18 protein-coding genes and 1 tRNA gene are annotated in these 20952 nt (G+C 51.1%); 11 read left to right on the top strand and 8 right to left on the bottom strand.

Translation table 11 applies throughout. The features are described from left to right. Positions 1–41: 41 nt before the first annotated feature. From OGV85_RS23005 to folD, 3 genes are all read right to left on the bottom strand, one after another. Positions 42–566 carry a metal-dependent hydrolase gene (locus OGV85_RS23005; protein WP_061547890.1) on the bottom strand — a complete coding sequence of 175 codons (525 nt, stop codon included), beginning with the start codon at positions 564–566 and terminating at the stop codon, positions 42–44. A 125-nt stretch (positions 567–691) separates the two neighbouring features. After that, positions 692–904, bottom strand: coding sequence for a ribosome-associated protein YbcJ (gene ybcJ, locus OGV85_RS23000; protein ID WP_003021885.1), 213 nt, complete (start codon positions 902–904; stop codon positions 692–694). 1 nt (position 905) lies between these two features. Further along, entirely contained in the window at positions 906–1772 is an 867-nt protein-coding gene (gene folD, locus OGV85_RS22995; protein WP_003021887.1) for a bifunctional methylenetetrahydrofolate dehydrogenase/methenyltetrahydrofolate cyclohydrolase FolD, read from the bottom strand. A gap of 571 nt (positions 1773–2343) precedes the next feature. Here folD and fimA point away from each other — a divergent pair. The 6 genes from fimA to sfmF all read left to right on the top strand — a co-directional run bounded on the left by fimA (position 2344) and on the right by sfmF (position 8413). Beyond that, positions 2344–2898 (top strand): type 1 fimbrial major subunit FimA, encoded by a 555-nt coding sequence (gene fimA, locus OGV85_RS22990; RefSeq protein WP_032947919.1) that lies wholly within the window; start codon positions 2344–2346, stop codon positions 2896–2898. Between the two features lie 77 nt (positions 2899–2975). Beyond that, positions 2976–3509 (top strand): type 1 fimbrial protein subunit FimI, encoded by a 534-nt coding sequence (gene fimI / locus OGV85_RS22985; RefSeq protein ID WP_003847496.1) that lies wholly within the window; start codon positions 2976–2978, stop codon positions 3507–3509. A 41-nt stretch (positions 3510–3550) separates the two neighbouring features. Further along, positions 3551–4243: a type 1 fimbria chaperone FimC gene (gene fimC, locus OGV85_RS22980; protein ID WP_016149733.1), complete on the top strand. Its 693-nt coding sequence runs from the start codon at positions 3551–3553 to the stop codon at positions 4241–4243. 7 nt (positions 4244–4250) lie between these two features. After that, positions 4251–6872 (top strand): fimbrial biogenesis usher protein, encoded by a 2622-nt coding sequence (locus OGV85_RS22975; protein WP_032948735.1) that lies wholly within the window; start codon positions 4251–4253, stop codon positions 6870–6872. Positions 6873–6876: 4 nt separating this feature from the next. Then, on the top strand, positions 6877–7884 hold the full coding sequence (gene fimH, locus OGV85_RS22970; RefSeq protein WP_032948736.1) for a type 1 fimbria D-mannose specific adhesin FimH: 1008 nt from the start codon (positions 6877–6879) through the stop codon (positions 7882–7884). Beyond that, positions 7877–8413 carry a fimbria assembly protein gene (gene sfmF, locus OGV85_RS22965; RefSeq protein ID WP_061547889.1) on the top strand — a complete coding sequence of 179 codons (537 nt, stop codon included), beginning with the start codon at positions 7877–7879 and terminating at the stop codon, positions 8411–8413. The genes fimH and sfmF overlap by 8 nt, the downstream gene beginning before the upstream one ends. A 49-nt stretch (positions 8414–8462) precedes the next feature. On the opposite strand, the gene fimZ is transcribed toward sfmF, so the two are convergent. The 3 genes from fimZ to fimW all read right to left on the bottom strand — a co-directional run bounded on the left by fimZ (position 8463) and on the right by fimW (position 11384). Continuing rightward, positions 8463–9095 (bottom strand): fimbria biosynthesis transcriptional regulator FimZ, encoded by a 633-nt coding sequence (gene fimZ / locus OGV85_RS22960; protein ID WP_003021902.1) that lies wholly within the window; start codon positions 9093–9095, stop codon positions 8463–8465. Between the two features lie 587 nt (positions 9096–9682). Continuing rightward, complete coding sequence (fimY, locus tag OGV85_RS22955; RefSeq protein ID WP_061547888.1) at positions 9683–10405, bottom strand: fimbria biosynthesis regulator FimY; 723 nt, start codon at positions 10403–10405, stop codon at positions 9683–9685. Positions 10406–10790: 385 nt separating this feature from the next. Beyond that, positions 10791–11384, bottom strand: coding sequence for a fimbria biosynthesis transcriptional regulator FimW (fimW, locus tag OGV85_RS22950; RefSeq protein ID WP_016149736.1), 594 nt, complete (start codon positions 11382–11384; stop codon positions 10791–10793). A 253-nt stretch (positions 11385–11637) separates the two neighbouring features. Between fimW and OGV85_RS22945 the strand changes: the two genes are divergently transcribed. After that, positions 11638–11714: transfer RNA gene (locus OGV85_RS22945), tRNA-Arg, on the top strand. Positions 11715–11751: 37 nt separating this feature from the next. Here OGV85_RS22945 and torS read toward each other — a convergent pair. Further along, positions 11752–14517 carry a TMAO reductase system sensor histidine kinase/response regulator TorS gene (gene torS, locus OGV85_RS22940; RefSeq protein ID WP_072291307.1) on the bottom strand — a complete coding sequence of 922 codons (2766 nt, stop codon included), beginning with the start codon at positions 14515–14517 and terminating at the stop codon, positions 11752–11754. A gap of 82 nt (positions 14518–14599) precedes the next feature. Here torS and torT point away from each other — a divergent pair, with 82 nt between their 5' ends. Continuing rightward, entirely contained in the window at positions 14600–15631 is a 1032-nt protein-coding gene (gene torT, locus OGV85_RS22935; protein WP_061547887.1) for a TMAO reductase system periplasmic protein TorT, read from the top strand. Here torT and torR read toward each other — a convergent pair. Beyond that, the gene (gene torR, locus OGV85_RS22930; protein WP_032948739.1) at positions 15604–16296 is read right to left on the bottom strand and encodes a two-component system response regulator TorR; all 693 of its coding nucleotides are present in this window, start codon (positions 16294–16296) and stop codon (positions 15604–15606) included. The genes torT and torR overlap by 28 nt on opposite strands. 131 nt (positions 16297–16427) lie before the next feature. Here torR and torC point away from each other — a divergent pair, with 131 nt between their 5' ends. The 3 genes from torC to torD are packed head-to-tail and all read left to right on the top strand — an operon-like array spanning position 16428 to position 20747. Next, positions 16428–17606, top strand: a complete 1179-nt coding sequence (gene torC, locus OGV85_RS22925; RefSeq protein ID WP_003021915.1) for a pentaheme c-type cytochrome TorC — start codon at positions 16428–16430, stop codon at positions 17604–17606. Further along, positions 17596–20136: a trimethylamine-N-oxide reductase TorA gene (torA, locus tag OGV85_RS22920; protein WP_057063236.1), complete on the top strand. Its 2541-nt coding sequence runs from the start codon at positions 17596–17598 to the stop codon at positions 20134–20136. Before torC ends, torA begins: the two co-directional genes overlap by 11 nt. After that, the gene (gene torD, locus OGV85_RS22915) at positions 20133–20747 is read left to right on the top strand and encodes a molecular chaperone TorD (RefSeq protein WP_061547886.1); all 615 of its coding nucleotides are present in this window, start codon (positions 20133–20135) and stop codon (positions 20745–20747) included. The genes torA and torD overlap by 4 nt, the downstream gene beginning before the upstream one ends. Positions 20748–20952 lie beyond the last annotated feature (205 nt).

The following is a 20952-nucleotide window of genomic DNA, read 5'->3' as shown; positions in this document are numbered from 1 at the left end:
ATGATCGGTAGGCCTGATAAGCGTAGCGCCATCAGGCACTATTAATGACGTTTGTACCACCACAGCACACCCATCATCATAACGCCCGGCAGCCATACCCACATCAACTCCGAAGTTATTACCTGATGCCCATACGGTGTGGCGTAGCGTGATAGCGCAAACGGGGCGACTTTAATCACCTGCCACGGTGCAAAGAAGCGTTCATCCGACCACGGCCACAGCCAGCCGACGCCTTTGCCGCCTGTCGTAACGGAATCCAGCAGACTGTGTGACAGCAGTGAAACCGTCAGGAATAGCCAGCAGCGAATCAATCCCGCCTTAAACCATCGTCGGCCAATCAACACGCAGAGCAGAGGTACCGCGAAGGCGAACAGCAGTGAGTGGGTAAATCCCCGGTGGCCAAACACATTGCCATAGGCGACACCGAACTTAAATGACAACACATCGGCATCTGGCAGCATAGCCAGAACGACGCCAGCAAACAGTAATCGTGGGGGTATGACTTTAAGTCCGAGACCTAACCCTAAACAGAGCGGAACGGCTGCGTGGGTAACAATAGTGGGCATGATGATCGCTTCGTGTGGAAAAACAGCATGCTAACAGTTCACTGTGAAGCGGGGATGAAGTCATTATCTGAAAACGAGAGGGAGAAGTGGCCGGATACGGTGTTTACCTCATCCGGCACTTAGGGTCACGCCACGACGCTAATGCTGTGACCTTCAAAGCTCACGGTCTGTCCGGCAACGATTTTGCATCGTTTACGCGTTTCAACAACGCCATCGACCTTAACTAACCCTTCGCCAATAGCAATTTTTGCCTGGGCGCCGCTTTCGCTCCAGCCTTCCAGCTTCAGCAGATCGCAGAGTTCAACATGTGGGTGTTTACCCAGTGAAAATGTGGCCATCTTAAACGTCCTTTACATCATGATATTCAACACACGCCTGCAGCGTGTTTTCGATAAGTGTGGCTACGGTCATGGGGCCAACGCCGCCCGGCACTGGCGTGATATATGATGCGCGTGCGGCAGCATCTTCAAAGACCACATCGCCAACAACCTTACCATTCTCCAGACGGTTGATGCCGACATCAATCACAATCGCACCTTCTTTAATCCACTCGCCAGGAATAAAGCCCGGTTTACCGACGGCAACAATTAGCAGGTCAGCATGCTCAACGTGGCGACGCAGATCTTTGGTGAAGCGATGGGTGACGGTGGTGGTGCAGCCAGCCAGCAGCAGTTCCATGCTCATTGGGCGACCGACGATGTTTGAAGCGCCAATGACGACCGCATTAAGGCCGTAGGTGTCGATGTTGTAACGCTCAAGCAGAGTCACAATACCGCGCGGGGTACAAGGACGCAGGCGCGGCGCACGCTGGCACAGGCGACCGACGTTATACGGATGAAAACCGTCAACGTCTTTATCTGGTGCAATACGCTCCAGCACTTTAACGTTGTCGATACCGGCAGGTAACGGCAGTTGTACCAGAATACCGTCGATGGTGGTATCTGCATTGAGCGTATCGATCAGCTCAAGAAGCTCCGCCTCGCTGGTGGTTTCGGGCAGGTCATAGGAGCGGGAGACGAACCCCACTTCGTCGCAGGCTTTGCGTTTACTCGCGACGTAAATTTGCGAAGCCGGATTGCTGCCTACCAGCACAACAGCCAGGCCTGGGGCGCGTAATCCAGCCGCTAAACGCGCCTGAACTTTTTGAGCAACCTCAGAGCGCACCTGCTGCGCAATCGTTTTACCGTCAATAATCTTTGCTGCCATCAGAGAGAGGATTCCGTCTGTTACGTTAAATCGAAGGGGATGCCACTATTTTGTCAGAAGCGGGACGTGCTGTCAGTTTTCGTTTGCGTTTTTATGTGCGCCAGGGCCGTCACGGGCTGCAAATGGTGTCGGCACAAAGGCTGAAGCCTTACGAATAAATAATAAGCATGCTAATTAAAATTAACGTGAATGAAACATCTCATCACCCTGGGTTCTTTATGGGTAATGCTTCATAAACCAGACTGTTACGTACTATTACGGCGGCATTTAGGTAATATTAACCAAGACTTTTCTTAGATCCCATTAAGAATTAGCCAGGGCTATTAAAAGGATTTGCAGGTATTTTTCATTAATTGAAATGTTTAATTTATCGCTGTGACGAATAGTCATATTCGCGAAGGATAATTAGTAAATCAAATACTCAGGAGAGTCGGGGTAAAAGGTTAGCTAATTCTCTTGCGATATATATCTTTACAGGATGCAGAGATAATTAGCCTGACATTTAATGTCGATAATGAAAACGGATCCCGCAGGATGCTGGAGCCGGATGTGTGTAATTCAAGGGAAATCCATGAAACGTAAATTAATGACCTCTTCTGTTATTGCCAGCCTGATGTTAGTCGCAGGTGCTGCGGTTGCAGCCGATCCGGTAAGTGTGAGCGGCGGTACTGTGCATTTTGAAGGTGAACTGGTCAATGCAGCCTGTGCAGTCAGTACTCAGTCATCCGATCAGGTTGTCACCTTAGGCCAGTATCGTACTGCCAGTTTTGCCGCAGTAGGTGATACAACGGCACAAATTCCGTTCTCCATCGTGCTGAACGATTGTGATCCGAAAGTTGCTGCAACCGCAGCCGTTGCTTTCTCTGGTCAGGCAGATGCCACCAACTCGGCTCTGTTGGCTGTTTCTTCAGGGAATAACACCACTACTGCTGGCGGTGTAGGTATCGAAATTCTGGACAACACGTCCACCGCGCTGAAGCCGGATGGAGCCACCTTCTCTACCGCTCAGGCGCTGGTAGAAGGAACCAACACCCTGCGTTTCTCTGCGCGTTACAAAGCCACTGCCACCAGCGCTACGCCGGGTCAGGCAAATGCCGACGCGACGTTCATCATGAAGTACGAATAAGCCGTTTTGATTTGCGCAAGGATGACGTTCGCCTCACTGGATGAGGCAATTTCCGGGGATGATGAAGGATGTGGCAGATGATAGGGAAAGGCGTGGCGCTGGCGGGAATGCTGTGCGTACTGCCTGTGTTTGCACATACGGTAATACTGGAAAGTGGCCGCCTTCACTTACGGGGGCAGCTCGTCAATGGTGCCTGTACGGTCGCTACTGACAGCCAAAATTTGCGGGTGCAAATGGGGCAGTATCGCACCAATGCTTTCTCCGGGACGGGGAGCTTTGCCTCTACCAGCGTGCCGTTTTCACTGCGCTTAACGTCATGCAGCTCCGATGTTTATGACCACGTTGGGATTGCGTTTGCAGGCGTGACGCCAGCGGAAGATCCGCAGGTTTTCCTTGCCAGTGGAGATGCGTCTGCGGCTTCGGGGATCGGCCTGGCGTTATTTGACCAGCGCCAACGGCAAATTATTCCGAATGCGCTGCCGCTTCATTATGCGCCGATTATAACGCAAGAGATGACGTTTCATTTCACTGCTCGTTATCGGGCTGTCTCGGAAAATATAACGCCGGGAACGCTTCGTTCAGACGTGTGGTTTACGTTGGTTTATCCCTGATTTATTTCCCAACGATAATCACACCAAAGGTATTTGTAGCTATGTTTAATTATCTAAAATCAGGTTTTATCCTTTTACTATTCTTATTTCCTGTTGCCAGTGTTCAGGCTGCCGGAGGCATTGCATTAGGCGCTACCCGTGTTATTTATCCAGCCGATGCCAAACAAACGTCACTGTCTATTAGCAATAGTGATACCAAAGAACGTTACCTGGTCAATTCATGGATTGAGAATAGCGCAGGTGTTAAAGAAACATCGTTTGTGGTTACGCCTCCGTTGTTTGTCAGCGAGCCCAAAAGCGAAAACACGTTGCGTATTATCTATGCAGGTGTTCCGTTGCCCAAAGATCGTGAGTCGCTGTTCTGGATGAACGTAAAAGCCATTCCGTCAGTCAATAAAAACAGCCTTGAGGGCAAAAACGTTCTGCAACTGGCGATTCTGTCCCGCATCAAGCTTTTTGTGCGCCCGAATAATTTGCCGCAAATTCCGGAAGATGCGCCCGGGATGCTGAAATTCTCCCGTTCCGGCAACCACCTGAAAATTAACAATCCGTCAGCGTATTACGTCACGTTGGTCAATCTCAACGTGGGGAAAACGAAGGTCGATAACGTGATGGTTGCACCGAAAAGCGATGCGCAGGTTCTGTTGCCAACAGGCGTGCAGGGCAACGTTACGTTCCAGACGGTCAATGATTATGGCGCTGTGACCCCGGCCCAAACGGTTAGCGTGCGTTGAGATAACGATGAATAAGACAACGTATTTTCCTGGCCTGTTTCCGGGGGTTACGCCACCGCTGGCGGGGGTGGCGTTGTCCACGCTGGCGGCGCTCTTTCCCTCTTTAAGCCATGGTGAAAGCTATTTTAATCCGGCCTTTTTATCTGCGGATACGGCAACCGTGGCGGATTTATCACGTTTTGAAAAAGGTAATCACCAGCCTGAAGGTGTTTATCGCGTGGATATCTGGCGCAACGATGAGTTTGTGGCTACTCAGGATATTCGTTTTACGACCAGCGCGGGAAAAGCCGGGGAGAAGTCCGGTGGGCTGATGCCGTGCTTTGGGCTCGACTGGGTAAAGCGCCTTGGTGTCAATATCGCCGCGTTTCCGGCACTCAATAAGGATGCGAACGATACCTGCATCAATCTACCTGAGGCGATTCCAGGTAGCGAGATTGCGTTTGATTTTTCTACCCTGCGACTAAACGTCAGCCTGCCGCAGGCGTCGATGTTAAACAGCGCGCGTGGCTATATTCCACCGGAAGAGTGGGATGAAGGCATCCCGGCCGCGCTGGTTAACTACAGTTTCACCGGCAGTCGCGGGAGTGATACGGACAGCTATTTCTTAAGTATGCTCAGTGGCCTGAACTATGGCCCCTGGCGCTTGAGAAATAACGGCGCATGGAGCTATTCCAAAGGTGACGGATATCACTCACAAAGCTGGAAAAACATCGGCACATGGCTTCAGCGCGCGATTATCCCGCTGAAGGGCGAGCTGGTGATGGGTGACAGCAACACCGGCAACGACGTTTTTGACAGCGTCGGATTTCGCGGGGCGCGGCTCTATTCCTCAGACAGTATGTATCCCGACAGCTTACAGGGTTACGCGCCTACCGTTCGCGGTATTGCGCGAACAGCGGCAAAGCTAACCATTCGTCAGAATGGCTATGTGATTTATCAAAGCTATGTTTCACCGGGCGCTTTCTCGATAACCGATCTCAACCCGACGTCATCCAGCGGTGACCTTGAGGTGACGGTGGACGAAAAGGACGGCAGCCAACAGCGCTATACGGTGCCGTACTCCACGGTTCCCTTGTTACAACGAGAAGGGCGTTTCAAATATGACGTGGTCGCAGGGGATTTTCGCAGCGGCAATAGCCAACAATCTTCTCCATTCTTTTTCCAGGGAACATTAATTGCTGGGTTACCAGAAGGCTACACCGCTTACGGCGGTACGCAGTTGGCCTCCCGCTACACGGCGGTGGTTTTAGGCACCGGCCGAAACCTGGGGGACTGGGGGGCGGTTTCTGTCGATCTGACCCATGCCCGCAGCCAACTGGCGGATGACAGTACGCATCAGGGGCAGTCATTGCGTTTTCTATATGCGAAATCGCTGAACAATTTTGGCACCAACTTTCAGTTGTTGGGATATCGCTACTCTACGCGTGGTTTCTATACCCTCGACGATGTGGCGTATCGCAGTATGGAAGGCTATGAGTACGAATACGACAGCGAGGGCAATCGCCACGATGTGCCCGATGTGAAGAGTTACCACAACCTGAGCTACAGCAAAAAGGGCCGTTTCCAGATAAACATTTCGCAGAATCTGGGGGATTACGGATCGCTGTATGTCTCGGGTAGTCAGCAAACGTACTGGAATACCTCAGACACCAATACCTGGTATCAACTGGGCTATGCCAGCGGCTGGCAAGGTATTAGCTATTCACTCTCCTGGTCGTGGAATGAATCGGTTGGCATCTCCGACACCGACCGTATTGTCGCGTTCAATATGTCAATACCGTTCAGCCTGCTGAGCGGACGGCGCTACTCGCGAGATAGCGCCTTCGATCGCACCTACGCCACCTTTAATGCTAACCGTAATAGCAATGGACAAAACAGCTGGCAGAGCGGGATCGGCGGTACGTTGCTGGATGGACGCAACCTGAGCTACAGCGTGAATCAGGGGCACAGCAGCACCAATGGCTACAGCGGAAACGCCAGTGCCAACTGGCAGGCGGCCTATGGCACGCTGGGCGTGGGATACAACTACGATCGCGATCAGCATGACTACAACTGGCAACTCTCTGGCGGCGTGGTGGGGCATGCGGATGGCATTACTCTCAGTCAGCCTCTGGGTGATACCAACGTGCTGATTAAAGCGCCTGGCGCACAGGGTGTGCGGATAGAAAACCAGACCGGCGTTCAAACCGACTGGCGTGGATACGCGGTGATGCCGTATGCCACCGTCTATCGCTATAACCGCGTCGCGTTAGACACCAATTCCATGAACAACAATACCGATGTGGAAAATAACGTCAGCAGCGTAGTACCAACGCAAGGGGCGCTGGTGCGAGCGGCGTTTGATACACGAATCGGTGTGCGGGCGCTGATTACCGCCAAATATGCCGGTAAACCCGTGCCGTTTGGCTCTATTGTGCGGGAAAACACCAGCGGCGTGACCAGTATGGTGGGCGAAGACGGGCAAATTTATCTCAGTGGTCTGCCGCTAAAAGGCGAGTTGCTGATCCAATGGGGGGAAGGCGCAAACGCTCGCTGCGTGGCGCGCTATGCCTTGCCTGAGGAGAGTCTGAAACAGGCGGTGACGCTCACGAACGTGACGTGCGAATCTCCAACGGCACGACAGGAATAATACGATGAAAAGACAAACGGGTTTGTTACTGGGAAGCGCTTTACTGCTGATGGCCCATTCGTCATGGGCGACGGTCTGCCATAACTCGAATGGCACGCCAACGGATGTTTTTTACGATTTGTCGAATGTCTTTAACAGCAGCAACAACCAGCCGGGACAGGTGGTAACGTTACCGGAAAAATCGGGCTGGATTGGCGTGAATGCCACCTGTCCGGCCGGAACGTCGGTGAATTACACCTATCGAAGCTATGTCACTGAACTTCCTGTTCAAAGTACCGAGGGTGGTTTTCAGTATCTGAAGCTCAATGACTACCTGCTGGGTGCCATGAGCATCACCGACAGCTACGCCGGGCTGTTTTATCCTCCAAGAAATTATATCCGTATGGGCGTTGACTCGAACGTTTCGAAGCAGAAGCCTTTTGGCGTACAGGATTCAAACCTGGTGTTTAAACTCAAAGTGATCCGCTCGTTTATTAACATGGTTCCGATTCCGCGTCAGACGATGTTCAGCGTCTATGTCACGACCAGTTCCGGAGATGCACTAAGCACGCCGGTGTATACTATCAGCTACAGCGGTAAGGTGGAGGTTCCACAAAACTGTGAGGTGAACGCCGGGCAGATTGTTGAGTTTGATTTTGGCGATATTGGCGCATCGTTGTTTAGTAAGGCGGGGGCAGGAAACCGGCCCGAAGGCATTAATCCGCAGACCAAAACCGTGGCGATAAAATGCACCAACGTCGCCGCACAGGCCTACTTGACCATGCGTGTAGAGGCTGAGAAAGCCACCGGACAAATGATGGTTTCTGACAACCCGGATTTAGGTTTTATCGTCGCCGATAGCAGTGGTAACCCGCTGACGCCTAACAATTTGTCCAGCAATATCCCATTTCAATTGGATGATAACGCCGCAGCCAGGGTCGGTATTCGGGCATGGCCGGTCAGCGTGACGGGGAATAAACCTACCGAAGGGCCTTTTACGGCTCGTGGCTATCTGCGAGTGGATTATGACTAACAAGCAAACACCATTCGCAGGGGCGCTTCTGGCGATGGTGTCCCTGCTAACATTCAGTTCGTTGGGCCATGCCGCCTCGTCGCTGGGGGAAATCAATATTGAGCTGCGTGGCAACGTGGTGGACTTTACCTGTGCGGTGATTGCCAGCGACAGCAATAAGTCAGTGGAGTTGGGGACCTGGCCGACAAAGCAGCTTCAGACCAGCGGAGATACCACTCAACCGGTCGCGTTTACGCTGAAGCTTGAAGGTTGCCCGCCGGGATCCGCATCGATAACGTTTTCCGGTACTCCGGCTCCGGGCACGACGCTGTTGGCGCTTGATGATGCGGTCATGGCGCAAAAGGTGGCGATTGAACTGCACGACAGCGATCGTACGCGATTACCGCTCGAACAGGCGAGCCAGGCCGTGGGGATTGATGAGAACGGCAATGCCACGCTGACCTTTTTCGCCAACTATATCGCGTTAGCCGATGGAGTTCAGCCTAGCGTCGCCAGGGCTGATGCCACGTTTATGATTAACTATAACTAATCAATAAGCTGACAAAACGCTCCCGAACGACATCTCGCCGGGAGTGTTATTACATTAACTCATGCATTTTTGCATAATCGATCAGCTCAACGATGGTGTGCAACCCGAGCTTGGAGTAGATATTCGCCTTGTGAGCGCTAATCGTTTTATTGCTGAGTAACAACTGTTCAGCAATTTCCTTATTGGACAGACCGTTTGCCAGATAACGCAAAACCGTAACCTCGCGGTTAGAGAGCGGCATGTCATTCAGCACACCTTTTTGTGCGTTTATATTGTTAATGAAATTAAGGGTATCCGACGGGAAAAAAGAATATCCCGATAAAATCATTTTTACCGCATTGTAGATATCATTGAGATCCTTTCGTTTACTGACAAAACCATTTGCACCGGCCCGGATAGCACGCCCGGCATAAAAAGACTCCGATTTAGAAGAGAGAAACAGCACCCGAGTTTTCTCCTGCAGAGACTTTATTCTCTTGAGTAATGTAAATCCATCCGAACCAGGTAGTTCAATATCCAGGATGACAAGATCGACCGGGTATGTGCGCAGGTGTTCTATTGCCGTACGGCTGTCGTCGGTTTTCAATACTACCTGAATATTACTGTTTTTCTCGAGTAGTACTTCTATCGACATTCTGACAATAGGGTGTTCGTCCATAATGATAACGGATGCTGGTTTCATTGTTGTATGCCTCAAACTGTTTGCGTATCTTGCGAATTTGATAAAACATCAGGCGTTATAATATTGTCAAATAGCCAAGAATTGTTCTGCGGGAAAACCGAATAAATATTATTTCATCCTTGTTTATTCGGTTGTTCTTCTGCAGAACAATGAATTTGTGGAAAATCCATTTCACACCGGGAAAACTAACAATTAATCAGGAAACTGTGGGGATTATACCTGCTCTGTTCTTTCGGAAAAGACTTACAACATCCCGGTTGTTAATGTCAGTTAGGATATTCTGAAAGACCCAGATGCGTTAATGACTATTGGTATTATTTATCTGCAGTTCGAATTATGGCAGATTGAAAATTTTTTTTAAATAGTAAAAACGATACAATAAACCAATTGTTTAGGTTTTGTTAAGACTGCAATTAGGCTTTTTTATATTGAAATGCACAGAATCAGTAAGGTTAAGTGTGACAGTGGCACCAGGCATAATACCAGGAATAGTTGTAAATATTAAATATTTGTAAAAATTAGATCTTTTTTCTTATTCAAGAATAAGTAGTTTCCTAAAAAATCTTATCGCACATAGGGTTATGGTGTTAAATTAAATGAAGAGAGGTAACGTTGAGGCGGTGTATCAGATGCAAAAAGCGTTGTCTGCTGGGTAACCCCAGGCGCGTAATCAATTGGTTCAGTCGATAGATGATACGGTGGTAGGGTTGTGTTTGTAACAATGCAATCTTTTTTAAGGAGTTACCTTGTAAAAGTAAGGCAATCATCTCCCAATCGAGCTGATTTATGCGCCTGGAATGAATATAGTCAGGAACCGGCGATAATAAGGCGTGACGCACCTCCGGAAGGCGTGAATTGCGTGATAGGATATAAAATGGACCGGATAGTGAAATAAAGGTAGTCAGGTCTTCATCACGACTTGAAAGCATTATGAAGATCTGGATGTCATTACGCTGCTTAATTAGCTGGCGCAAACGTTCAAGTATATCGAAATAGGGGAGTGTTAAGCTTTCTATGTCAATCACTAACTGGCTAATTACTGGTTCTTGCATGCTGGGTAAGGCCGACTCAACGCTCTGGAAGACCGCCGTACGTGTGCCTGAGAATAAATGTCGACTTAACGCGTAGGCCAGGTAGTAGTCTGTTGTAATTATCGCCTGAGATATAGTGTCGTCCGGTAATGTGTATTCGAGTTTTTGCGCCAGATACTCGAGCCGGTCAAATACTTGTGAGGTACAGTGGGGATATTGCCAGGTACAGTTAGTGTTTCGTATGCGGCGATAGCGGTCCCGGCGTTTTGCGCTGTGCATCCTTTTCCATTCCATTTCTGTTGCGGCAGGTCTGGATAAATTGCTGACTATAAACATCCCTGACCCAAATTTTTGCCAGCGTAAAGGTCAATGTCCTTGTGCCGTTGGGTTTCAGTACTTCAACAATCATCAGACTGGCAATTGCGTATCCCATCAGAATAATCTGCCGGAAGTTTTCTGATGTCTTACTCAATGCCCAAAAGATCGTTTTATCCAGTTCAACCTCTCTCTGATATTAGATAAAATATTACCGGGTGTGTCTTTCTGTTACCCCGGAAATAGTATGGCTGGATTATTCTGGCAGTCAGAGGATAGGTACAGTAGGAGTCGATACTTAATCGAGGATGAGATATTTCTCAATAAAAATTAGGCAGAGATACCCCGTCTAATTTTGTAGAAAATTCAGATGGGCGCGGATGTATCTTAAGAATTGCTGATCGTTTTTCACATGCAGCTTTTTCATTATGCCGCGGCGGGTCGCTTTGGCCTGAAGATCGCTTATTGAGAGTAAGTGAGCCGTTTCGGCTAAGGTATATCCGCTGGCGAGAAACATTAAGAACTTGCGTTCGTCGACAGAAAAGTTGCGGGTAGTGCAGTAATGGCAGATAGTTGCAGGCACGTTGCTGCGCAGCGCACGTTTTTGCAGGATGGGGACTAATTTTTTAGTCATTTCCTCAACGTCATCTTCTCGATAGATCAGCGGCAACATGTACAGGCAGGGCCGGAACATCAGCTTATCTTTATCATTTCTGTTGCAGATGACAACCCGGTGTTGGCGGCGGGTATGGATCGGAATCTGATAGCAATCGGCGCTGAGCCAATCTTCATCCAGGGAGATAAACGCGATGTCAGCGCGATCGATATTCTCGACAGGTAAAAAGCAGATCTCCTGATGCCACTGATTTGCCAGATGGGAGATGATGATTTTCAGTCCATGTTCGAAGTGACTGTTTTCTTCCTTGATGGCGATACTTAACATTAAAGAGTTCCTGAACCACTGGAGGGGTAAGGGAATGTTAAGCAAAATCATAAATATTCTAAATACATGTATCCTTAAATCTGGCGTTTCGTGGGCTGAGTTGTTACCAGGTGATTTCCTGGATACCCTTGAACAAGCAGAAAAAATCAACATTCGTACACTTCGCCAGCAACTGAAATAAAAGGCATTGACTCAGCAGGCGCTGACCGTATAATTCACGCGTTTCATCTGCATGAAGTAATCACTTCGCAATGCGCCCTTAGCTCAGTTGGATAGAGCAACGGCCTTCTAAGCCGTAGGTCGTAGGTTCGAATCCTACAGGGCGTACCATTCAAAGTTAGTCCCTATGCTCAGCTTCAACGCACCGTTACGCGCGGGACGGTTTTTCTGCTTCCAGCCAATGTTCTACCTCATAAAGACTTTGTTGGATCTCCTCTCTGAGTGAAAAATCACCCAACGGCTGCTGTTCAAGTGCTGCACACATCGTGCTGGCTGAGCGCATTCCCATGCTGGCGCAGCTGCTTTTGAGCTGATGTGCCAGACGTTTTATCTGCTCGCGCTCATTTAAATCTCGCGCCGTGTCAATTTCATCTAATAAAGGAAGGGTGTGTTGCTTAAAGAGCGCTAACCATTCGTGCACCTTTTGCCATCCCATGACCTGGATATCCCCAGCCAATTGCTGAAAATCTAACCGTTTGTTGTCATTGTCTGATGCAAGCGGGAGAGACTCGTTGGCGTGCAGATAATGCGTAATAAGTCGACTGAGTTCATCCCGGGGAACCGGTTTTTGAATAATGCCGAGAAACAGGGTACTGGTTCTTTGGTTTAGCGTTTCGTCGATGACGTGTGCGCTAAAGCCGATCAGGTTAAGTGCCGGATAGTCGTGGGCTAACTGCTGTGCCAGCGTGATCCCGTCGATATCCGGAAGATCGAAATCAACCAGAGCAGCATTAAAGCTGGCATCTTCCCGCAACAGGCTTAACGCCTCCTCGGCACAGTCGACAGCGGTGACCTGTGCGCCATTGAGAGTGAGCATTTCTGTGCTGATTCGCTGCGTAAGAGGATTATCCTCGATAAGCAATAAGCGTAAGCCCTGTAACGATATGGAGCGTTGTGCGGGTTTAATGACGGGCATCGTGGTTGCCCGCAATGGCAGACGCAGCTGAAAACAACTCCCGACGCCGGGTGTGCTGGTAACGCTTAGCTCTCCCTGCATTGCCTTGGCGAGACTGGCGCTGATGGTGAGTCCGAGCCCGGTTCCTCCGCGTTTACCGCTTACCTGAACGAACGGCTGAAAAATATCGTGCTGACGGGCAGGGTCAATTCCGCATCCCGTATCCTCAACCTCAACATACCAGTCCTGATCTTCACGCCGACTACGCAGGATTATGTGTCCTCGATCGGTAAAGCGTAGTGCGTTGTTTAGTAAGTTAGTAATGATTTGCCGGATACGGCGCGGATCGCCACGCAGGGAAGCGGGAACGTCATCGGCAAAATCCGCAACCAGCACGACCGGGCGACCGGCAACGCGGCTGTTCATGAGTTGAAGCGTACTTTCCAGCAAGGGTTTGGGTTCAAAAGGCTCATCGCCTATCGCCACATTCTTTCCACCGGCTTCGATGGCGGAATAGTCGAGGATGTCGTTGAGGATGGTCAGCAGAGACTCGCCCGAGTCGGTGATTGCGCGTAGATTTTCCCGATGCTGTGCCAGGGCTGGATTGTCTGAGAGCAACTGCGCAGTGCCCAGGATACCATACAACGGAGTGCGTATTTCATGACTCATAGCGGCAAGAAACGCCGATTTTGCCTGGTTAGCTTTTTCAGCTTCTGCACGGGCCTGCCGGTGTTCAGATACCATAGAATGCAGCTCGGCGGTGCGAGCTTTAACCTGTGCGGCCAGATGTTTGCGATGGTTATTGAGGGCGTGAACGCTACTGCGAAAGGCATCCATCAACCGCCCGATGGTATCCAGCTCGCGAACGCCTGCGGTTTCCGGAAAGGGGGAGTCAATATCCCCCTCAAGTAGACGCTGCAACGCCTGGGTTTGCTGTGCCAGTGGGCGTGTGACTGAACGATAAACCACACGCCAAAGTATAAGAATCAGCAAACATAATGACACGCCACCTAACAGCAGCAGCAAGTTTTGCCCGCGCTGGCTGGCCTGTTTGAGATGCGCCAGTCCGCTTTGATTGCGTTGGCCGATGATTTCCACCAACTGACTGACTTCGCTACTGAAACGGGTAAATTGTTCGATATTATTCTGCGATAAGATCTGCAATTGGGTCGTGATGTCATTATCCTGGCGATACAGGGACAGCAGCTCAATATAACGGCTAATCGTATTGATGGTGTCGGCCACCTGAGTGCGCACCACTGGATCTTCAATACGTATTTGTCGGCGGTGAAGCACTCTGACGGCGGCATTCAACTGGCTTTCCAGCGCAGCCAGGTTATTCTGCGCCTGGTTATTCCCCAGATTCATCACCATTTGCTGCACGCGTAGCGCGCTCAGGCGCAGCTCATTCATCTGGTTATAATATTCCAGATCGATATCGATGAGCCTGTCCAACGCGTGTTCAGCCGCTTGCCCCTGATGACTCTCAATTAAATCATAAATGCTTGCCTGCGTGGCGCCCGCCGAAGTAGCTGCATTGCTGGCCTGGCCTCGCGCCATTTCGGCAACGTCAGCGGTGGCCTCAATAATTGTCTGGCTAAGTTGTTGCTGTTGAGCGCGTAATCTCAGGCGTTCGCCAACCATCTCCCCCTGATGGCTTAACGACTGGGCGATCTCTTTTTCCTGTTGTTCAATGGCCGAGGTATCAAAGCCCTGTTCACGAAGAGTTTTGAGTAATGTGGTTATTTTCAGACTCTGGGCGGTTAGCATTCTCCCCTGAGCCAGCCACATATTTTCATTGTCTGCGGTGGTTAGATTTTGTGCGGAAAACAGTTCCCAGGCACTGGCCTCGCTGAGCTGGCGCGCCATATCCATGGTTGGAATTAGCGCCTGGGTATTGGCCTGCTCAACCTGGCTGACAAAACGCAGGTTATACCAGCCTGTCAGCGTACTGATAAGAGTCAGTGCCGCCATCAGCGCAAAGCCTATCCACAGTCGTTTGGTCAGAGATAAATTCACTGTCTGGTCGCCACAGATTAAAAAGGTTGAGTCCAAAAGAGGAAAGCAACTAGGATAAAGCCTTATCAATGTTGAGGCTATCATGCGCGTATTGGTTTTCCTGCTTATCACACTTTTTCCCGGCTTAAGTCACGCGGCCGGGTCTGCACTGCTGCGCTGGCAGGATACCCGGCAGTCAGTCTCGGTACCGCAGACGGACGTTACTGCAAGCAAAGTCTGGAAACTGTGCGCGTTGTATCCCAGCCTGAAGGATGCCTACTGGCTTTCAGTTAATTACGGCATGCTTGAGGCGGCAAAAAAATATGGAGTAAGCCTGAAGGTGTTTGAGGCGGGAGGGTATCGTCAGTTCACCACGCAAAAAACACAAATCGCTCAGTGCCAGCAGTGGGGCGCGGATGCCATTTTATTGGGCAGCAGCACAACGACTTTTCCGGATTTGCAGGCGCAGGTTGGTACGTTGCCGGTCATTGAGGTAGTTAATGCGATACACGATCCGACGGTGAAAGCACGGGTTGGAGTTCCATGGTTCCAGATGGGTTACCAGCCAGGCCGCTATCTGGTTAAGTGGAGCGCGGGAAAACCGTTAAAGGTCTTATTATTGCCCGGACCTGATGACGCCGGAGGCAGCCGCGAAATGGTGGCAGGATTCCGTCAGGCGATTGCCGGTAGTCAGGTGCACATCGTGGATGTGGCGTTGGGGGATAATGATATTGAAGTTCAGCGCAACCTGTTACAAGAAATGCTTGAACGTCACCCGGATGTCGATGTGGTTGCCGGTACAGCAATTGCAGCGGAAGCAGCGATGGGAGAGAAGCGGAATCAGGGGACGCCGCTAACCGTTGTCTCTTTTTATCTGTCGCATCAGGTGTATCGCGGACTTAAACGCGAAAGAATCATTATGGCTGCCAGCGATCAAATGGTCTGGCAAGGTGAACTGGCGATTCAACAGGCTATCAGAGTATTACAAGGGCAATCGGTGCCGGAAAATATCAGTCCGCCGATCCTGGTGCTCACCCCGAAAAATGCCGACAGCCAGCATGTTCAGCGCTCACTTTCTCCTGGCGGGTTCCGTCCGGTTTATCTGTATCAGTACACGTCGGCCGCTAAAAAATAACCTTCGCCGTGCTGCGTCACCAGTAAATCAGCCCGTAGCTTATGGCGCAAACGGCGGATCAATACATCCACGGTGCGTAAGTCTGGATTGTCTACCCGTCGTGCCGAAAGCATACGCAGTAAACGTTCGCGGCTGAGAATTTCCCCCGGATTGGTGACAAAGGCGACCAGCATTTCATACTCTGCGCGGGTGAGTTTGATCGCCTCATCGCCCAGTTCCAGGGTATGCCGGGAGACATTCAGACAGTATCCGGCAAACTGATAGCAGTTATCTTTGGTCTCCGGCTGTGCCTGGCGGGCAAGATCGATACGCCAGAGCAAATTTTTAACCCGAACCACCAGTTCACGTAGCTCCAGCGGCTTGGTGACATAATCATCAGCACCCATTTCCAGGCCAACGATCCGGTCAATTTGATCGCTACGACCCGTCACCAGAATGATCCCTACCGTTGAGCGTTCGCGCAGGGCACGGGTCAGCATTAAGCCATTTTCGTCCGGGAGGTTGATATCCAACAGAATAAGATCGACAGGATGTTGTGACATGATTTCACGTAGGCCTGTAGCGCTGGCGGTGACCGAGACGTGGTAACCCTCCTGTTCAAAGTATGCCTGTAACCTCGCCTGGGTGACGGGTTCATCTTCAACAATTACAATGTGATGCGACATCCTGATGGCGTGCTCTTTCTGTTCATATCTGTTCACATTGTGCCGTAAGTCATTCATCCTGACCAGTGTTGCTGTTCACATTTGAGAAATAAGATCCTCTGTAACTAAACCATAAGATTACAGGGGCTATTATGCGGAAACTATGGAGGGCGCTGCTCAGACCGAGCGCACGTTGGTCAGTGTTGGCGCTGGTCGTTATCGGGATTGTGGTCGGTATTGCGCTGATCGTCTTGCCGCACGTTGGTATTAAATTAACCAGTTCTACCGAGTTTTGCGTGAGCTGCCACAGTATGCAGCCGGTTTACGAAGAATATAAACAGTCTGCGCATTTTCAGAATGCCTCCGGGGTACGCGCAGAATGTCATGACTGCCACATTCCATCCGATATTCCAGGCATGGTGAAACGTAAGCTGGAGGCCAGCAACGATATTTACCAAACCTTTGTTGCCCACTCTATTGATACTCCAGAGAAATTCGAAGCCAAGCGCGCTGAGCTGGCGGAGCGCGAATGGGCGCGAATGAAGGAGAACAACTCCGCGACCTGTCGTTCTTGTCATGACTATGATGCGATGGACCACGCTAAACAACATCCTGAAGCTGCGCGCCAGATGAAGATTGCGGCCAAGGACAACCAATCCTGTATCGACTGCCATAAAGGTATTGCGCATCAGCTTCCCGATATGAGTAGCGGTTTCCGTAAGCAGTTTGATCAGTTACGCGCCAATGCAAACGACGATGGCGAGACGCTCTACTCTCTGGACATCAAACCTATTTATGCCGCCAAAGGTGATAAAGAACCTGCAGGATCACTGCTACCCGCTTCTGAAGTGAAAGTGTTAAAGCGTGACGGTGACTGGCTGCAAATTGAAATTGTGGGCTGGACCGAGAGTAATGGGCGTCAGCGCGTGTTGGCGCAATTGCCGGGCAAGCGCATTTTTGTGGCTTCCATTCGTGGCGACATCCAGCAGCACGTGAAGACGCTGGAGCAAACCACCGTTGCGGAAACGAATACGCCATGGAGTAAATTGCAGGCCACCGCCTGGATGCAGAAGGGCGATATGGTCAACGACATCAAACCTATCTGGGCTTATGCCGACTCGCTCTATAACGGAACCTGTAACCAATGCCACGGCGCGCCAGAGAAAGAACACTTTGATGCTAACGGTTGGATTGGCACGTTGAACGGCATGATTGGCTTTACCAGTCTGGATAAACGTGAAGAACGTACCTTACTGAAATATTTGCAGATGAATGCCTCTGACACTACGGATAAGCCGCATGGCGATAAGGGAGAAAGCAATGAAAAATAACGATCTCTTTCAGGCATCTCGCCGACGTTTTCTAATGCAGCTGGGGGGCTTGACCGTAGCTGGTATGTTAGGGCCTTCGCTGCTCACGCCGCGTAGCGCCAACGCCGCAGAAGTCCAGGGCACTGGCGTCAAAGAGGGGATTCTGACCGGTTCTCACTGGGGGGCTATCCGTGCCACCGTGGTTGATGGTCGTTTTATTGAGGCCAAACCGTTTGAGCATGATAAATACCCGTCAAAAATGATCGCCGGACTCCCGGATCACGTACACGGTGGAGCGCGTATTCGCTACCCGATGGTCCGCGTGGACTGGTTGCGTAAGCGCCATCAGAGCGATACCACTCAGCGCGGAGATAACCGCTTTGTACGCGTTTCGTGGGATGAAGCGCTGGACTTCTTCTACCAGGAGCTGGAACGCATTCAGAAGACCTATGGTCCGAGCGCGCTGCTGACTGCCAGCGGCTGGCAATCGACCGGGATGTTCCACAATGCTTCCGGGATGCTGGCACGTGCCATTGCGCTGCATGGCAACAGCGTGAGTACCGGGGGAGACTATTCCACCGGCGCCGCTCAGGTCATTCTGCCGCGCGTGGTAGGGTCAATGGAGGTATATGAGCAGCAGACCTCCTGGCCGCTGGTACTAGAAAACAGCAAAACCATTGTGCTGTGGGGTTCCGATCTCATTAAAAACCAGCAGGCGAACTGGTGGTGTCCGGATCATGATGTCTACGAATACTACGAGCAACTGAAGGATAAAGTGGCGCGGGGTGAGATTTCGGTCATCAGCGTTGACCCGGTCGTCACCTCAACGCATGACTATCTGGGCCGCGACAAGGTTAAGCACATCGCCGTGAACCCGCAGGCTGATGTGCCGCTACAGCTGGCGTTGGCACACACGCTGTATACCGAGAAGCTCTACGATAAGCATTTCCTCGATAACTACTGCGTTGGGTTTGAGCAATTTCTGCCTTATCTGCTGGGCGAAAGTGACGGACAGCCTAAAGATGCCCAGTGGGCGGAAAAAATCTGCGGAATTGATGCAGATACGATTCGTGAACTGGCGCGGCAGATGGCGGGCGGCAGAACGCAAATTATTGCCGGCTGGTGCGTGCAGCGTATGCAGCATGGGGAACAGTGGGCGTGGATGATCGTGGTGCTAGCCTCGATGCTCGGACAAATCGGTTTACCCGGCGGCGGCTTTGGCTTTGGCTGGCATTACAACGGTGCGGGCACCCCGGGGCGTAAAGGGATTATCCTGAGCGGTTTTTCTGGCTCCACCACCGTGCCTCCTGTGCATGACAGCACCGATTATAAGGGCTACAGCAGTACTATTCCGATCGCGCGTTTTATCGATGCGATTCTGGAGCCGGGCAAAAACATTAACTGGAACGGCAAAACCGTTAAGTTACCGCCGCTGAAGATGTGCGTTTTTGCCGGGACCAACCCTTTCCATCGTCACCAGCAGATTAATCGCATTATTGAGGGATGGCGTAAGCTGGAAACCGTCATCGCCATCGATAATCAGTGGACGTCGACCTGTCGATTCGCCGACATCGTATTGCCGGCGACGACCCAGTTTGAACGTAACGATCTTGACCAATATGGCAACCACTCCAACCGCGGAATTATCGCCATGAAGCAGTTGGTGCAGCCGCAGTTTGAAGCGCGTAATGATTTCGATATTTTCCGCGATCTTTGCCGCCGCTTTAACCGTGAAGAAGCGTTCACTGAAGGGCTGGATGAGATGGGCTGGTTGAAGCGCATCTGGCAGGAAGGAAGTCAGCAAGGGAAGGGACGCGGCGTTCATCTTCCGGCCTTCGACGTTTTCTGGAATCAGCAAGAGTACGTTGAATTCGAACATCCGCAGATGTTTGTTCGTCATCAGGCCTTCCGTGAAGATCCCGACCTTGAACCGCTGGGCACGCCGAGCGGTTTGATCGAGATATATTCGAAAACCATTGCCGATATGCAATATGACGATTGCCAGGGGCATCCGATGTGGTTTGAGAAAATCGAACGCTCACACGGAGGACCCGGATCGCAGCGTTGGCCGCTACATTTGCAATCCGTGCACCCGGATTTCCGTCTGCATTCACAGCTCTGCGAGTCCGAAGCGTTGCGTAAGCATTATGCGGTAAGTGGCAAAGAGCCGGTGTTTATCAACCCGCAGGATGCCAGCGTCAGGGGGATCCGCAACGGCGATATAGTTCGTGTATTTAACGCGCGTGGACAAGTGCTGGCCGGGGCGGTTGTCTCCGATCTCTACTCGCCGGGCGTGGCGCGCATCCATGAAGGTGCCTGGTACGATCCTGATAACGGTGGAGAAATCGGAGCGCTGTGTAAATACGGCAATCCGAACGTGTTAACGATAGATATCGGCACGTCTCAGCTGGCGCAGGCGACCAGCGCCCATACTACGCTGGTGGAAATTGAGAAGTATACCGGCAAGGTGGATAACGTGACGGCGTTCAGTGGCCCGATAAAAATGGTGGCGCAGTGTGAATATGTCCCGGCTGAGCAGGTGACGTCATGACGAAACACTTTTCCATGACAACAGAACAAATGGCCTGCGTGTACGCCTGGCTGGCGCAGTTGTTTTCCCGGGAGCGTGACGATGAAAGCCTGGCGCTTTTACAGTCCAGCGAAATGGCTGAGTGGTTCGCGGTGCTCAAAGGTGAGCCGCTGCTTGAGGCGCAGGTCCTTTTGCTGGAGGAAAAAATTGCTGCGCTGAAGGCGCGTGAAGACGCTACTCTGGAACTGGCAGCTGATTTTTGCAGCCTGTTCCTGATGTCGGATAAACACGCGGCGTTACCCTATGCGTCGGCTCATCTTGAAGGAGGGCCAAACTATGGGGTCATTAAACAACTATTATCTGATGCGGGCATGCAGGTAAGCGATACGTTTAGCGAGTCAGCCGATCATCTGGCGATTTTTATCGAACTGCTGAGCCATCTGCATTTTTCCCTGGCAGAGGCAGGACCGCGTCATCAGCAGGTTGATGCGTTGCGCAGAGAAACGCTGGCAGGGCTGTTACGCTGGTTACCGGAGTTCACCACTAAATGCTGTCGGTATGATGACTTTGGTTTTTACGGCGCGCTAAGTCAGCTGTTGCTGGCTTTGGTCAGACTGGATAATCAGAGCTGAGAGCAGCACATCCGGCGGTAATGAATCTGTTGCCTCCGTCGTATTGCTACGTTCACCTTATGTTTTTCACTTCTCTGAAACGATACTGCCTGTGAACGTGTTAAGGGTACTATCGCCGTACCCTTAACAATCCCGGCTCCCGGCGGGAAAATTGTTGCTGCGCAATACCCTCCGCTTATTCCTTCAGGCTACCGGGCCGGGCGCG

This window comes from Citrobacter sp. Cf132 (genome assembly GCF_030333885.1).
Taxonomy (GTDB): domain Bacteria; phylum Pseudomonadota; class Gammaproteobacteria; order Enterobacterales; family Enterobacteriaceae; genus Citrobacter; species Citrobacter freundii.
Note: the sequence above shows the minus strand (reverse complement) of the source record. Positions and strands in the feature narration are given on the sequence as shown.